Origin of the sequence: Gordonia sp. McavH-238-E, assembly GCF_022348225.1 — a bacterium.
GTDB classification, from domain to species: Bacteria; Actinomycetota; Actinomycetes; order Mycobacteriales; family Mycobacteriaceae; genus Gordonia; species Gordonia terrae.
Genome location: NZ_JAKRFE010000012.1, coordinates 24,389 through 39,470, shown reverse-complemented (window position 1 = coordinate 39,470; position 15,082 = coordinate 24,389). Strand labels below are relative to the sequence as shown.

Here is a 15,082-nt window from a genome sequence, read left to right as displayed (position 1 = left end):
TGCTTCTCGATGAGGGACGCCGGCGGCCGGCCGGGTACCGTGCGTCCGGGACGTGTCCACGAGAGTCGTGGTGGAGTTCGGATCGGTCGGCGTTGTGAGTGTGAAAACTGTTGTGAGCAAGCGTGTCCCGGCGACCATGGTGCCGGTGGGTGCGCTTGCGGTGTTGCTGGCGGCGCTGCTGGTCGGCGGGGTGGTCTACCTGGCGCTGCCCACGGACACGACAGACGCCCAGGACACCAGACCGCCCGCCGAGCAGATCGATGCGGCCGGTGACTCCGTGTCGTCGGCCAAGATGATGTTCCAACTGATGTCCGCGGGCCTGAACAGCGCGACCGGCGGCATCGCGACGGCGACCGGGAGTGCGCGCGACATCTTCGACGCCGTCGACACCGCCGCCTCCGCCTCGGACCAGCTGGTGCGAGGTCTGGGCAACGCTCCGGATGTGTCGTCGGCGACCCGCCAGGTCAACGACGGTGCGTTGGCGGTGTCAGCGGTCCTCGGGCAGGTGTCCTCGCTCTCGAACTCCGTCACCGAGCTCGATTCACTGGTGACACCGCTCATCGGTTACCTCGAGAACTCCCGGACCCCCGGGTCGGCGGACGCCCTCGAACGGCTCCGAGCGCTTCAGGGTTCGAGTCGGGAGATCAGTGAGCACCTCGGCTCCCTCGATTCGCTGCAAGGCGAGCTGGCGACGATGCGGAAGTCACTCGAGTCCTCCGCCGCCGGCATCGACTCCGCGATCACGCAAGCACAGACGGCCGCCGGCCAGTTGTCCACCGGACTCAACCGCCTCGCATCGGCGCGGGAAGACACCCTGAGTGCCACCGACAAGGTGAACGCCGGGGTCAAGCAACTCCAGGGCGTGCTCAACTCGATCAACGACGACCTCGACAACGCGTCGACCAATCTGACCCCGGCCACCCCCGGCGACACCGCGCCTCCCGCGTCGAACCAGTCCGCCGGCAGTGTCGCCGAACGTGTGAGCTGGGCGGTCGTCGCGGGTTCGGGGGTGGGCGCAATCCTGTTGGCGCTGCTCCTGATTCGAATGGCCCGGACGCGACGCGAGGGACCGAGCGATGGTGCACTCGGCAACGAAGCCGATGACGCCGAACTGGTCGGGGCGTCGGCGGGCGCGGACCGCTGACAAGGCACTGCAGAGTGCGGGATCTGTCGCGGAATCCGGCATCGAGGCCGCACTCTGCGGGGCGCTCGCAACGAAAGCGCAGCGTGTCGGACAATAGTTAGGTGATCGAAAGAGTTCCTGAGGTCCGGCCCGTCGGTGAGACGCTGAGATGACCTCGTCATCCAGTTCGCGGCAGGCGATGATCATCTGGATCGTCGGCGTCACGGTCTACTTCGTCGCCGTGCTGCAGCGATCATCATTGGCCGTTGCCGGCCTGCTGGCGGCTGAGCGTTTCGAGATCAGCGCCTCCCAGCTGTCGACTTTCGTCGTGCTGCAGCTGCTGGTGTACGCGTTGATGCAGGTACCGGTCGGCCTCCTCGTCGACAGGTTCGGTCCGCGACGGGTTCTTCTCACCGGCACGTTGATCCTCTCGCTGGCCCAGCTCAGGTTCGCCTTTGCGGACAGCTACACGTGGGCCCTCTCGTCTCGGTTCTTCGTCGGGGTCGGCGATGCCATGACCTTCGTGTGTGTTCTGCGGCTGGTCTCGAGTTGGTTCCCGGCGCGACGTGTTCCGTTGTTGACCCAGCTCACCGGGGTGCTCGGCCAGCTCGGCGCGGTCGCGGCCGCCATACCGATGACCTGGGCGCTGTCCTCGTGGGGATGGAGTCGCGCATACATGGCAACCGCCGGGCTCGGGGTCGTCCTGCTCGTGGCGTCCGCGCTCGTCGTGCGGGATTCCGCGACGGTCCGCTCGGTGTCGGGACCCATGCTCGGGTTGGCCGGAATCCGGCGCAGTCTCAGCGAATCGTGGGAGCACCCGGGGACCCGGCTGGGTTTCTGGATGCACTTCTCGACGCATTTCAGCGCCACTGTGCTGGGTTTGCTGTGGGGGTACCCGTTCTTCGTGGAGGGCCAGGGGGTGAGTTCCGCTGCGGCGGGTTCGCTCCTGACGATCATGGTCTTCGCCATCATGGCTTTCGGGCCGATCTTCGCGTGGCTCATCACCCGGTGGCCCTGGCATCGATCGACGGTGGTGTTGGCGGTGCTCGCCGGCATCGCGGCCACCTGGACGGTGGTACTGGCGTGGCCCGGGGGTGCGCCGTTCTGGCTTCTCGTGCTCCTCGTGGTGGTCTGTGGGATGGGCGGCCCCGCGTCGATGATCGGTTTCGATGTCGGCCGCACGTCCAATCCGGCGTCGCGGGCGGGCACGGCGACCGGGATCATTAATCAGGCGGGTTTCATCGCGAGTCTGATCCTCGCGGGGCTCATCGGTGTGATTCTCGACTGGCGAACCCCCGACGGTGTCCAGGGGTATCCGCCCGAGGCGTTCACCTGGGCGATGTCGGCGCAGTTCGTGCTCTGGGGACTCGGGGCCGTTCAGATCTATCGCTATCGACGCAAAGGGCGCGCACGCCTGTTGCGTGAGGAACCGGACCCGGGGCTGCGTTAGTCCTCGACGCCCCAGCGGCTCACCAGCTCGTCCAACCACCCGGGGACCGCGTCGGCCTCCGCAGGCGGTGACTCCACGAGCACGAGTTCGTCGACGCCGAGAGCAGCGAGTCGGTCGCGATCCGCGGGATGGGGATCACGAAGAGCGACCGCGACATCGAGCCCGGTGCGGTCACGACCCTTCTCGGAACACAGCCGCTCGATCGTGTTGATCCGATCGGCCACTGCGTCGACGTCGTCGAGGTTGAACCCGTACCAGCCATCACCCCAGCCGACGACGCGGCGCAGAGCGCGATCGCTGTTGCCGCCCACGACGAACGGAATGTGGCCGGCCGCCGGTCTCGGATTCACCCGGATGTTCTCGAAGGCGACGAATTCCGAGCGGTAGGAGGCGACCTCGTCGCGCCAGAGCACACGCATCGCGTCCGCGTAGGAGTCGGCCCGGGCTCCGCGCTGCTCGAATGGGACTCCCAACGCGTCGAATTCTTCACGGGACCAACCGACTCCGACACCGAGGGTCAGTCGTCCGCCGCTCAGACGGTCGAGTGAGGCGGCCTGTTTGGCCACGATGACGGGGTTGTGTTCGGGAAGGAGCAGCACCCCGGTGGCGAGGCGGATCGTGTCGGTGACCGCGGCGGCGAACGAGAGCGCGATCGTCGGGTCGAGCCAGTCCGCCTCGGCGGGGACCGCGATTCTCTTGTCCGGGGTGTACGGGTACGGCGAGGCCGGGTCATCGACCATCACCACGTGCTCCCCGCACCACAATGTGCGGAAGCCGCGCGTCTCGGCATGGTGGGCAACGGCGTCGATGATGTCGCGGCGCGCTCCGGTGCCGATGCCCAGAGCGTGGAGTCCGAGTCGCATGCTGCTCCGAATCTGTGGGGTGGAACGGTGATATGCCTGGTCGGCATCGTATGGCACCACGGTGCGGCGCATCCGCACTTCAGATCCGTCGCACGCTGAGCCGCGCGCAGAGGGGGACTCGTCGCGCACGATGGCACCGAAACCTACGTCATTGCGCAGACGATTGCTGACGGAGGGAGCAGCATGCTTGTCTCACCGATCCCCGGATGACAGGACTACAGATGACGACCCCGCCAACACTCGCCAAGGCCGCCGCCATCGCTCTCCTCACCGCGGGTGGAGCCACCCTCGGGGTCGGCGTCGCCGGTGCCGAACCGGTGAACGTGCCCAAGCCCCACACGCCCCCGTGGAGCAAGTCCGCCGATGGGTTGACCTATTGCTTCGAGGGTTACTGCGACAGTTGGGACAAGCGCTCGAACTACGTCTGCACCACGGCCGCGCCGACCGCCCTGCTGTGCGACGGGATCATGGTCGGAGTCCGGGTGCTGCCCCCGCTCGACATCGGACCCCTCGTCCCGCACAACATCATTCGCTGACACGTGAGACGACGGAGCACACCATGCGACACTCCGGCGACAGCATCACCGCAAAGGAGCCACCTGTATGACCGACGCCGAGGGCTTCGCGACCTACCTGGACGACATCGTGCACCGGCTCCGCCGCGACTCGGACGATGTGGTCCTGGTCGACGACCGCAGGCGCTTCACCGGGCGCGAGCTCCTCGAGCTCATTCAGGGTCTCGTGGGTGCTCTGTGCACTCACGGTGTCCGACAGGGACATCGCGTCGCACTCGTCGCGCCGGTGACCGGTGAGGCGATCGCGGCTCGGTACGCCGCGTCGGTTCTCGGCGCGGCCACCGTGTACTGCCCCGATGCGGGGTCACCCGCGAGATTGAGGGTGTTCCTGTCGCGCATCGGCGCGGACGCGGTGATCGTCTTCCCGGACACCGCACCATCGATCGCGGGTGCCGCGGATCTGAATGTGCTTGCGGTCGGGGGAGTTCCCGGACTGCAGAATCTGCTGACAGCCGAGGCGGCCGAGCCGGGAGTCGTGACCATCTCGTCCGACGACGAATGCGTTCTGGTCGCCACCGGAGGCACCACCGGAGTCTCCAAGGCCAGTGTCCGGACACAGGGAGAGTACCGTCGGCTGGTCGACCTCGGCCCGACGCCGGGCAGGCGCCAACTGGTCTGCACTCCGTTGGCCTACATCGCCCAGACACTGGTCGACACAGTTCTTCTCGGCGGGGGACATGTGTATCTGCAGAACGAGTTCACACCGATGTCGGTCCTGCAGACGATCGCCGACGCGCGGATCACCCACCTCGCGCTGGTCGAACCGCTCCTCGTCGAACTCCTGGATAGTGTCGACCTCGCCGAAGCAGACCTGTCCTCCGTCGTCGGAATCAGTCACGTCGGTGCGGACGCGGCACCGTCGCTACGGCGTCGGCTACTACGGCTGGCTGGCCGACCGATACTCGTCAATCCCTATGGAGCAAGCGAATTCGGCGTGATCAGCATGCTCTCCGGCCCGGACTACGTCGTCGACTCGCCCCGTCTCGGTACCTCGGGACGACCGCTGCCGTCGACAGAACTGCAGATCAGGGCGAGCGATGGGCGGCTCTGCCCGCCGCTGGAAGAGGGCGCCATCCATGTCCGGACACCGGCACAGGCCCACGGATACAGCGTTGCGCCACCGCACTCCGGGTTCACCGACGACGGGTGGTTCGCCACCGGCGACGTCGGGATGGTCGACGACGAGGGTTATCTGCTCGTGCGGGGTCGCGCTGACGACCGTCGTGACACGGCCGTGGGCTCCGTCTTTCCGGTCGACATCCAAGAGGCGCTGTGTGACCTCCCGCAGGTTCGCTACGCCGTGGCGGTGCCGGCGCCTGACGGGGCCGATGCGGTGTTCGGGGCGGTCGTCGTGCTGGATTCCGCAGCCTCGCTGACCGTCGAGGAGATCTCCGTGCAGTTGCGTGTGTCGATCCCAGACCCCGTCGACGTGCTACTCGAGATTGTCGACACCCTCCCGGTCACCGAGCAGGGTAAGCCGAGTCGGCCGGCCATCATCGCCCAGCTGTTCGGCGACGACCGAACACGGTGAGGAGGGGATGCCCATCGAACCGAAACGCATCCGTCACCATGCGGTATCGCGCGACGAGGTGGTGGCGGCGACGACCGCGACAGCAATGAGCAACGCGCAGGTGACGACGAATCCGATCGTGGTCCCGGGGCGACCCGGGTAGGCCGCGAGAAGGGCCGCGAACACTGCGACGCCGAGGATGGCGCCCATCTGTCTGCTGGTGGTGATGACCCCCGATGCCTGACCGCGTTGTCCGGCCGGGACGGAGGCGACGGTTGCGGTGGTCAGCGGACTGAGCAGCGCACCGATCCCGACACCGACGGGAGCGAGTCCGATGGCTGTGACCACCACCGACGACACCGCGAAACCGGTTGCCACGATCAGCATTCCGGCTGCCAGGCACAGGCTCCCGGCCACGACGACGCGTTTCAGTCCGTAGCGCTGGTATCGCCCTCCGACCAGGCGGGTGGCAGCCAGGAGCGGGACCACCAGCGGCAGGAGAGCGAGGCCGGACTCGACGGGTTGTAGGTGCATGGCCTCCTGCAGCATCACCGCGCCGTAGACCGTCGCGGCGGTCATCGCGAAACCGATCGCGGCGAGAGCGGCTGTGTGGACCGCGAAGTCGCGATCACGGAGCAGACCGATGTCGAGAACGGGAACGGCTGCGCGTCGTGTTGCGATCGGGAACGCCGCCAATGCGCCGACCCCTACCACGAGCAGGACGAGGACCGCCGGCGATCGCCACCCCCAGGCGGGTCCCTGCAGCAGTGCGGCGACGACCGCGCCGAGTCCGGTCACCAGCAACGCCATCCCGGGCAGATCCCACGGTTGTGTCGCGTGCGTGTGAGGTGTCGGGCGGGCGAGATGGCTGAGGACCACGGCGGCGATCCCGACCGGAACGTTGACGAGAAAACCCACCTGCCAGGTGAGGATCTGGGCACAGACTCCTCCGATGACGGGACCGACGAGGGCGAAACCCTGGCCGACTCCCGTGTAGACCGCCATCGCGCTCGCCCGTCGCGCTTCGTCGACGGTCTGGATGAGCAGGGCGAGGGTTGCCGGCATGAGCATCGCACCGGCGATGCCGGCCAGTGCTCGACCGGCCACGACCGCTTCGAAGGTCGGCACCGCCGCGATCATCGTCGACGCGGCGACGAAGCCGACCATCCCGATTCGGAACATCCTCGCCGCACCGTGCGCATCGGCGAGGCGGCCGCCTACCGGGGCGAACACCGCGAGCATCAGCAGATAGACCGATACCAGCCACGACGACTGGCCCACGCTGAGATCCAGATCCCGCATCATGGTGGGCAGCATGACGCCGAGGATGCTGGAATCGAGAACGAGCAGGACCATCGTCGAGGTGGCCGCGATCAGCAGGAGTGCCTCCCGGCGACGGGCAGTTCGCTCTGCCCCGGCAGGAGTCGACGGAACTCCTGGTTCAGTCATCGCCTGCGCCTGACCGCAAACGGTTTCCACCACGACTCCGGGGGCGGCTTCGTAGTCCGGCACCAGTCGGGCCCGGTGGTGGGCTCTGCGACGATCCTTGCCGAACGCCGCTGTGGCGCAGCGATCGTCACCGGCTCACCGTGGGTCGACGTACAGCTGGGACGTGATCGTCGTCGGACGGCTGATCGTCTGCGCCACGGGTGATCCCGCGATCGCTCGGTTCCACAGCTCGGTCAGCGTCGACGCGTCCGCATCGCCGGAGATGCGTCCGGACACCTGGAGTGCACCGAAGCCCGGGTTGCCGGTGCTCGCCAGGCCCGCCCAGCGCAGGATGTTCTCGAATGTCCCCGTCACCCGCACCTCGAGATCGTCGATGCGGATCCCCTGCGTCGTCGCGTGCAGCACGACGCCGTCGGTGATGCAGGCGGCGACCGCCGACAACACGTACTCGTGCGGCGTCGGCGCCGAGTCCTTCGCGGTGAGATCGGCGGGTTCGTCGAACTCGATCGTGTGACCGCGCGCCTGTGCATCGACTCGGAAGCCGCCGCGCCAGACCGTTTCGACCTCCCAGGGACCGCTGAACGTCGACACCCGCTCGCGGTCCCCGAGCCGAGCGGAGAGTTCACGACGATGCGCCGCGCTGATACCGTTCAGCGAATCGTCGTCTGAGTCCTGTGCTCCGGTCACCGGACCAGCGTAATGGTCGACGGTGCTGCGGCCCATCGTCGCTCGGAGACATCTCCGGCGATCGCGGGCGGGTGTCGGCGTCGATCCGGATCTCGGGGGAAGTGGCGGACTGGATGGAATTGGGGTCGGGCCCCGCACGGTCGGAGCGCGTCGGCTGCGGAATCGCCGAACTGGATGACCTCCTCGGGCCGCTGGTGCCGGGGGAGAACATCGTCTGGGGTGTCGCCCCTGGATGTCGGGACGATGTCGTCGGCCGGGTGACGTCAGGGGCTGGGGTTCCGCTGCTGACCGCGAGTCTCGACGAACTGCCCGCGCCGTCGGCAGAGGCCACGACCGTCTGGCTGACGGACCTCACGCAGATCGGGCCGTCGGATCTCGTCCGCTCGTCCTCCCGAATCGGGGAGGCGGTCCGGACTGTCTTCGGTTCGGCGGCGATCTGCCACTGGCTGCTCGACCGTGAACAACTCGACAGCGCCGAGTGGCTCTGGTCGGCCCAGTGCGTGCTGTCGGCGGACTCCGGCGAGGTGATCGTCCATCGTGCGGACGGGCGTCGGGCCGCGGACTCGGTGATCCAGACCGGACACGGCGAGGGCAACGGTGCGAGTCGGCGAGCCTCGATCAGAGCCGGCAACCTGGGTCGCGGTATCCGCGCCCGCCGTGTCGAACTCGGTTGGAGTCAGGCGGAATTGGGACGGCGGGTCGGTGTGAGCGCGAGTGCGATCTCGCAGATGGAGCGGGGTCGGCTCGGGTTGTCGCTGGAGACTGCGATCGAAGTCGCCGACCGGTTGGGGGTCGACTTCGACGAGTTGCTCCGCGGACCCGGCACGGACCACATCGTCGTCGAGGAACGTCCGGGCATCGCGGGCGAAAGATCCCCGGTGCGGAGGGAGTCGACGGCGAATGTGGTGCCTCGCCCCCCGCTGCGGAGCACCCTCGTCGCCCCGGGCGGCACGCTCATCCCGCCGGTGTCGGCGTCGGGGCGGTTGACGCTCCTGGTGGGTGGGGGGTTGCTGCGGGTCGAGCGGGCGCCGCAGCGGGCGCTGGTCCGGGCCGGCGACATCGTCGACATCGACCGCGCCATCGGGTGCGCGGTCACGAACCTCGGCGCCGTTCCCGCGGTCGTGTTCATCTCGTGATGAGGGAACGGTCGTTAGCATTCGAAACGGGTTCGATTCGACTTACAAGAAGTGATGATTAATAGTCACGAAGTTCCAGCCCTCAGCTTGTAAGTATCGCCTTTACGCTCCGATACTGGCCGCAGCGATGTGTGAGTGCCACGTGTGTGCACCGCCGCGTCGAGCTTCGACCGTGTTCGTGAGAGAAGGTTTCCTCCGTGTCCAGACCGCCCATCTACAACGCGTTCCTGCATCTGACCCCGAATCACCACAGTCACGGGTTCTGGCGCACCCCCGAGGGTCGCGTGCAGTACGGATACAAGGATCTCGATCCCTATATCGACGTGGTCCGCACCCTGGAGCGCGGTCGCATCGACACACTGTTCATCGCCGACGTCGTCGGCGTGTACGACCTGGATTTCGGCGACGGCTCGACGACGATCCGGGCCGGCTCCCAGTTCCCCGAGAACGACCCGATCACCATCGTCTCAGCGCTCGGCCATGTCACCACCGATCTCGGAATCGCAGTGACCAGCAACATCATCCAAGACCACCCGTTCTCGTTCGCGCGCCGATTGTCCTCGCTGGACCACTTCACGCACGGTCGGGTGGCGTGGAACATCGTGACGTCGTACCTGAGCAACGGCTTCCGCAACTACGGGTACGACACGATCGTCGGCCACGACGAGCGGTACGCCTGGGCACAGGAGTACGTGGACGTCACCTACAAGCTGTGGGAACACTCCTGGGAGGACGGTGCGGTTCTCCACGACGCCGAGACCGGTCGGTTCTTCGACCCCGATCGCATCCACGCCATCGACCACGAGGGTCGCTGGTACAAAGTGCAGGGACCCCACCTCGTCGAACCCTCGCCGCAGCGGACCCCGGTGCTGTTCCAGGCCGGGAACTCCCCTGCGGGAAGGGACTTCGCGGCACGGAATGCCGAGGTGACGTTCTTGCCGTCGATGAGCCCGGCCACCGCGAGCGCCGACATCGCCACCCTCGACGACCACCTCCGCTCGGTGGGACGGACGCCCGACGCGCTGAAGAAGATCGTCGCGCTGTCGACCGTCATCGGCTCGACCGAGGAGGAGGCGCGCCGCAAGCAGGAGTACTTCCGCGAGAACATCGACTTCGAGGCGCTGCAGGCGTTCTGGAGCGGTGGCAGCGGCATCGACCTCTCTGCCGTCGATCCCGACACCCCCCTCGCCGAACTGGCCCGACGGGTCCAGCTCGGCGATCACGTGCAGTCCATCTTCCGTGCGGCCGCCGACTCGACCGCCGACGCGTCCACCGTCTCGTGGCGCGACTACCTGCTGACCAACGGCCTCCTGCCCGGCAAGTTCGCCGGCACGCCGGAGCAGATCGCCGATCACGTCGCGGAGTGGGTCGCCGCCGGCGCCGACGGCTTCAACGTCGTGCCGATCACCACCCTGGGCTGGTGGGACGAGTGGGTCGACCACGTCGTCCCGGTTCTGCAGGAACGCGGGTTGGCGCAGCGCGACTACGCACCGGGAACGCTGCGCGACAAGATCTTCGGCAACGGAGACCGCATCGACTCCGGGCATCGTGTGCACCAGGTCGGCCTCGCACCGGCGGGGGTGTGAGCGGTGACCATCACCGAGAACACCGCCGCCACGCGCGCGCCGCTGGCCGGGCGCTTCGACCCGATCCTGGCACGGGTGGCGGCCGGAGCGGCCGAGCGTGACGCGGAACGCCGAGTCCCGCACGATCTCGTTCGCGAACTGGCCCATGCCGGTTTCGGCGCGCTGCGCGTACCCCGTGAGTTCGGCGGCGACGAGATCGGGGTCGGTGAACTCGCCGGACTCGTCGTCGACCTGGCGAGCGCGGATCCGAACTTCGTCCAGCTTCTTCGCGCGCACTTCCTCTACACCGAGTCGCTCATCCATGCGCCGGCGTCGCGGTCGAGGTCGGAGTGGTTGCGTCGCATCGGAAACGGTGAACTGTTCGGCGGCGCGTACACCGAGCGAACGGCGGCGAACCAGACCCACTTCTCGACCAGCATCGAGGTCGACGATCGCGGGCGTCGTCTGGTCAACGGTGAGAAGTACTACAGCACCGGCTCGCTGTACGCCGACTGGATCATCACCACGGGTGAGGGCCCGGCGGGCATCGAGACGGTCGTGCTCCCGGCTGCGGCCGACGGTCTCGACCTCGTCGACGACTGGGACGGGTTCGGTCAGCGACTGACCGCCAGCGGCACCACCCGATTCCGAGATGTCGACATCACCGACTCCCCATCGCTGCCTGCCGAGGTCGTGCCGGGCAGCTACGGCACGTCGCTCGCACAGTTCTGGCACATCGCCGCACTGACCGGTATCGCTCGCGCCCTGCATCGCGACGTCGTCGACTACGTGCGCGGCCGCAAGCGATACTTCAGTCAGGGCAGCGGGGCGCTGCCTCGCGAGGACGCCGTCGTCCAGTCCGTGGTCGGTGAGATCAGTTCGGCCCGCTACGTTGCCGATACCATTGCCCGCCAGATCGCCGGTGTCCTGGCCGATCTCGATGCGGCGATCGTCGCCGGTACCGTCACCGACGAACAATACGACGCGGTGGAGATCGAGGTCTACCGTGCGCAGGTCAGTGTCGTCGACACGGTGCTGACCGCCGCGACCCGGGTCTTCGACGTCGGCGGGGCATCGGCGCTCGGCCGGACCCACGGGTGGGATCGCCACTGGCGCAACGCCCGGACGCTGGCGAGTCACAACCCCACGCCGAACCGCCTCGTGAGCATCGGGGACCATGACCTGAACGGCACCTCGCCCTATCGGACATGGCTCAGCGGCATCGATCTACGAGGCCGAGGATGAACCTGTTGACCTACGCCTCGCTCGGGCTCTCCACGGGTGGCGCGTACGCTCTGGTGGCCCTCGGGCTGGTTGCCGCCTACCGCGGAACCGGGGTCATCAACTTCGCCCAGGGTGCGCTCGGCATGTTCGGCGCTTACATATTCTGGAAGTCCTACCAGGACGCCGGGATTCCGCTTGGCGTGGCCATCGTGCTCGGTTTGGCGGTGAGCGCGGCCATCGCGATCGCCTTCTTCGCCCTGATCGGCCGGCGTCTGGCACACGCACCGGCCATCACGAAGATTCTCATCACCATCGGGTTGATGCTCGTCCTGGAGGCGATCGTCCGGATCATCTGGACCAACCACCAGGAAACCGTCGAGCCGTTCCTCGTCGGCGGCGGATTCGAGGTCGCCGGCGTCCGGGTCCAGTCGATCAGTCTCCTGTTGGCGGCGGTGGCGGTGCTGGCGACGATCGGCCTGCACCTGCTGTTCACGCGAACAGCGTTCGGGCACATCACCACTGCGCTACGCGACACCGACCTCGGTGCCCAGTCGATCGGTCTCAACCCCCGCTTGTGGGGATCGGTGGCGTGGGGTTTGGCCGGCGTCCTCGCCGCGACCAGTGCCATTCTGGTGCTGCCGATCACCCAGCTCTCCCCGACATCACTGACGACGCTTCTGGTGCCGGCTCTCGGGGCTGCACTCGCCGCACGCTTCACGAGCTTCCCGATCGCCCTGGCGGTCGGGGTCGGCGCCGGAATCCTGGAAGGTCTGGTGACCGGCCTCGTCAATGCGCAGGTCGCGCGGGCGATTCCGTTCGTCGTCACCCTTATCGTGCTGCTGCTGATCGCCAGGACAGACATGGCGCGGGGGACCCGTGAGGTCAAGGCGGTGTTCCATGTCGGCAGCGGCCGCATCCGCTGGCCGTGGGTGGTAGTCGGTGCGGCGGTCGTCCTGGTGACGATCTTCAGCGCCGCCGGAACCGTGGTCGACGCCCTCAGTCTCACCGCCATCTTCGGTCTCGTCGCGCTCGGGATCGTCGTCTCCACCGGGTACACCGGGCAGGTCAACGCCTTGCCGCTCGGCGTCGCGGGTGTGACGATGATCGTCTTCGGCGCCGTCAGCCATTCCGGAGCGTCGCTGTATCTCTCGGCTCTCGCCGCACTCGCGACGGCTGTCGTCGTCGCCCTCGCACTGAGCGTCCTGTTCGTCAATGCCAAGGTCTATGAGGTCACGATCGGTTCGCTGGCCGTCGCGTCGATCCTGCAGACCGTCGTCTTCTCCGTCGACTGGTTCTTCAACGGTCGAACAGGGTGGACGATCGGCGACACGACGCTGTTCGGTATCGAGATCAGCAACATCACCGACCCGCACGCCTTCGCAGTCGTCGCCTGGATCGTGTTGCTGGTGGCGCTCGTTCTCGTCGCCAATCTGCGATCGTCGGCCACCGGCCGCTACGTGCTGTCGGTGCGGCAGGACGAGCGACTCCCGGCCGCGCTGGGCATCGTCTCGGCCCGGTCCAAGCTGATCGGTCTTGTCGTCTCCTCCACGCTGTGGGGACTTGCCGGGGTGCTGTTCGCCATCCAGCGCGGCTTCATCTCGAAGGGTGACGTCCGGCTGGAAGGGTTCGGCTACTCGGAATCGCTGGCGCTCATCGCCTTCGTCATCCTCGCCGGGGCAGGTCATCTGACCGGCGCGGTACTGGCGGGCGCCTTCGCTCCCGGCGGGTTGCTCTCGAATCTGCTGTCGTTCACCCCGGACATCAACGACTGGCTGTCACTGTTCTTCGCGGCCAACATGATCTGGATACTCACCACCGAGCCGGACGGAGTGGTCGGACAGTATCTCCGTATCCGGGACCGACTGCGGCGTAAACGTGTTCGGTCCGACGGGCCCGAACCGACCGTCACCGGCGGCGAGCCGGGCCGAGAGAACAGGAAAGTCGATGCCACAGCTTGAAGTCCGGGACCTGTCGGTCGAGATCGGCGGGCACCGCATCCTCTCGGACGTCTCGCTGACCGTCCCACCGCGAACGGTGGTCGGACTTCTCGGCGCGAACGGGGCGGGCAAGAGCACCACGATCGACGCCATCACCGGGTACCAGAAGACGGTCGGCGGCACCATCTCGGTGGACGGTCGTACCGTAGACCGCTTCGGTGCGGCTCGCCGGGCACGGGCGGGGATCACGCGAACCTTTCAGGACTACCTCCTGTTCGAGGACCTGACCGTCGAAGAGAACCTGTTGTGCGCGGCGGAGATCGGTGTACGCAAGATCCTCGCGCGCGACCTGTTCCGATTCGGCCGCCCCTCGGCCGCCGCGCTCGCGACGGTCGAACGCGTCATCGAGACACACGGATTGGCAAGGTACCGGACGAGTCGCGTCGAGCAGTTGTCCCTCGGCTGGCATGCCCGCGTCAATCTGGCCCGCGCTGCGGCCCAGGGCCCGCAGGTCCTGCTGCTCGACGAGCCGGCGGCGGCGCTCAGCCTCGATGCGCGGCACGCCGTGGTCGACACGATCACGACGCTCCGCGATCACGACGGGCTCGCGATTCTCCTCGTCGAACACAACCTGGACGTGATCGGTGCCGTCTGCGACCTCGTCTACATCCTCGAGGACGGCAGAGTGGTCGCGTCCGGTCCGACAACCGAGGTACTCGACAGCGATGAGGTCCGCGCCATCTACTTCGGCGAGCAACCGGATGACGTCGAACTCGAGACCGTGGGGGTCCCGGCATGACCGCCGCAGCGGTCGGTGCGTCGACATCGGTCCGAGCCGAGGGGCTGAGCGTGTCGGGGCTGACCGTGGACTACGGGAACGGCGCGGGACTCTGGGACTTCGATCTGCGTGTGCAGCCCGGTGAGGTCACCTGCGTGATCGGCCGCAACGGAGCGGGGAAGTCGAGTGCGCTGCTGGGTATCTCCGGGTTCGTGACGCCCGACCGGGGCATCGTCGAGGTCGACGGCGCGCAGCTCTCGGGTGCGCCGTACCGGCGCTGTCGTGAGCACGTGTCGCTGGTGGTGAAGGGCCGATCGCTGTTCGGGAGTCTGACACTCGCCGAAAATCTGGCGCTCGCCAGGATCGACGCCGACGAGTTCTTCGGCCTCTTCCCTCAGCTGGGGTCACGCCGGGACGTCGTGGCGGGCAGCCTCAGTGGCGGCCAACAGCAACTGGCGGCAGTCGGCCGCGCCCTGCTGCGCGACGTCCGGGTGGTTCTCCTCGACGAACTGACCTTCGGTCTGAGCCCTGCGGTTCGCGCACTGATAGCCCGGGTCGTCCGCGCGGAGGCAACCCGTCGGCAGCTCGCAGTCGTGGTTGTCGAACAACACGTAGAGACTGCGCTGGCCATCGCCGACCGCACGCTCGTGCTGTCCGAGGGCCGGACCGTGCTCGACCTGAGCACCGACGAACTGGCCGCACAGACCAGCGACGTCGAGAACACCTATCTCCATCCCTGAACGCACTCTCCGGTGCGTCCCGTTTCGAGAAAGTAGCAGTGGCAC

General features: G+C 67.4%; 13 protein-coding genes. 10 read left to right on the top strand and 3 right to left on the bottom strand.

From position 1 onward, the window contains the following. Positions 1 to 112: 112 nt before the first annotated feature. A complete protein-coding gene (locus MHN80_RS18595) occupies positions 113 to 1,144 on the top strand; it encodes a hypothetical protein (protein ID WP_239402952.1) in 1,032 nt (343 codons plus the stop codon). A 148-nt stretch (positions 1,145 to 1,292) separates the two neighbouring features. Continuing rightward, positions 1,293 to 2,573, top strand: a complete 1,281-nt coding sequence (locus MHN80_RS18590; protein ID WP_239402951.1) for a nitrate/nitrite transporter — start codon at positions 1,293 to 1,295, stop codon at positions 2,571 to 2,573. Here the strand turns inward: MHN80_RS18590 and MHN80_RS18585 are convergent. Further along, a complete protein-coding gene (locus MHN80_RS18585; protein ID WP_239402950.1) occupies positions 2,570 to 3,436 on the bottom strand; it encodes an LLM class F420-dependent oxidoreductase in 867 nt (288 codons plus the stop codon). The genes MHN80_RS18590 and MHN80_RS18585 overlap by 4 nt on opposite strands. Positions 3,437 to 3,657: 221 nt before the next feature. On the opposite strand from MHN80_RS18585, the gene MHN80_RS18580 reads away from it, so the two are divergent. Beyond that, a complete protein-coding gene (locus MHN80_RS18580) occupies positions 3,658 to 3,972 on the top strand; it encodes a hypothetical protein (protein ID WP_239402949.1) in 315 nt (104 codons plus the stop codon). A gap of 67 nt (positions 3,973 to 4,039) precedes the next feature. Beyond that, positions 4,040 to 5,542: a class I adenylate-forming enzyme family protein gene (locus tag MHN80_RS18575; RefSeq protein WP_239402948.1), complete on the top strand. Its 1,503-nt coding sequence runs from the start codon at positions 4,040 to 4,042 to the stop codon at positions 5,540 to 5,542. A 33-nt stretch (positions 5,543 to 5,575) separates the two neighbouring features. Here MHN80_RS18575 and MHN80_RS18570 read toward each other — a convergent pair whose 3' ends face one another. Then, positions 5,576 to 6,970, bottom strand: a complete 1,395-nt coding sequence (locus MHN80_RS18570) for an MFS transporter (RefSeq protein ID WP_239402947.1) — start codon at positions 6,968 to 6,970, stop codon at positions 5,576 to 5,578. A gap of 135 nt (positions 6,971 to 7,105) precedes the next feature. After that, on the bottom strand, positions 7,106 to 7,657 hold the full coding sequence (locus tag MHN80_RS18565; RefSeq protein ID WP_239402946.1) for an OsmC family protein: 552 nt from the start codon (positions 7,655 to 7,657) through the stop codon (positions 7,106 to 7,108). Between the two features lie 113 nt (positions 7,658 to 7,770). Between MHN80_RS18565 and MHN80_RS18560 the strand changes: the two genes are divergently transcribed. The 6 genes from MHN80_RS18560 (at position 7,771) to MHN80_RS18535 (ending at position 15,037) form a co-directional block, all read left to right on the top strand. Next, on the top strand, positions 7,771 to 8,793 hold the full coding sequence (locus tag MHN80_RS18560; protein WP_239402945.1) for a helix-turn-helix domain-containing protein: 1,023 nt from the start codon (positions 7,771 to 7,773) through the stop codon (positions 8,791 to 8,793). 197 nt (positions 8,794 to 8,990) lie between these two features. Continuing rightward, positions 8,991 to 10,379, top strand: a complete 1,389-nt coding sequence (locus MHN80_RS18555; RefSeq protein WP_239402944.1) for an NtaA/DmoA family FMN-dependent monooxygenase — start codon at positions 8,991 to 8,993, stop codon at positions 10,377 to 10,379. 3 nt (positions 10,380 to 10,382) lie between these two features. After that, positions 10,383 to 11,603, top strand: coding sequence for an acyl-CoA dehydrogenase family protein (locus MHN80_RS18550; RefSeq protein WP_239402943.1), 1,221 nt, complete (start codon positions 10,383 to 10,385; stop codon positions 11,601 to 11,603). After that, complete coding sequence (locus MHN80_RS18545; protein WP_239402942.1) at positions 11,600 to 13,540, top strand: ABC transporter permease; 1,941 nt, start codon at positions 11,600 to 11,602, stop codon at positions 13,538 to 13,540. The genes MHN80_RS18550 and MHN80_RS18545 overlap by 4 nt, the downstream gene beginning before the upstream one ends. After that, positions 13,527 to 14,318, top strand: coding sequence for an ABC transporter ATP-binding protein (locus MHN80_RS18540; RefSeq protein WP_004020678.1), 792 nt, complete (start codon positions 13,527 to 13,529; stop codon positions 14,316 to 14,318). Before MHN80_RS18545 ends, MHN80_RS18540 begins: the two co-directional genes overlap by 14 nt. Continuing rightward, entirely contained in the window at positions 14,315 to 15,037 is a 723-nt protein-coding gene (locus tag MHN80_RS18535) for an ABC transporter ATP-binding protein (protein WP_101819912.1), read from the top strand. The genes MHN80_RS18540 and MHN80_RS18535 overlap by 4 nt, the downstream gene beginning before the upstream one ends. The last annotated feature ends 45 nt before the right edge of the window (positions 15,038 to 15,082 follow it).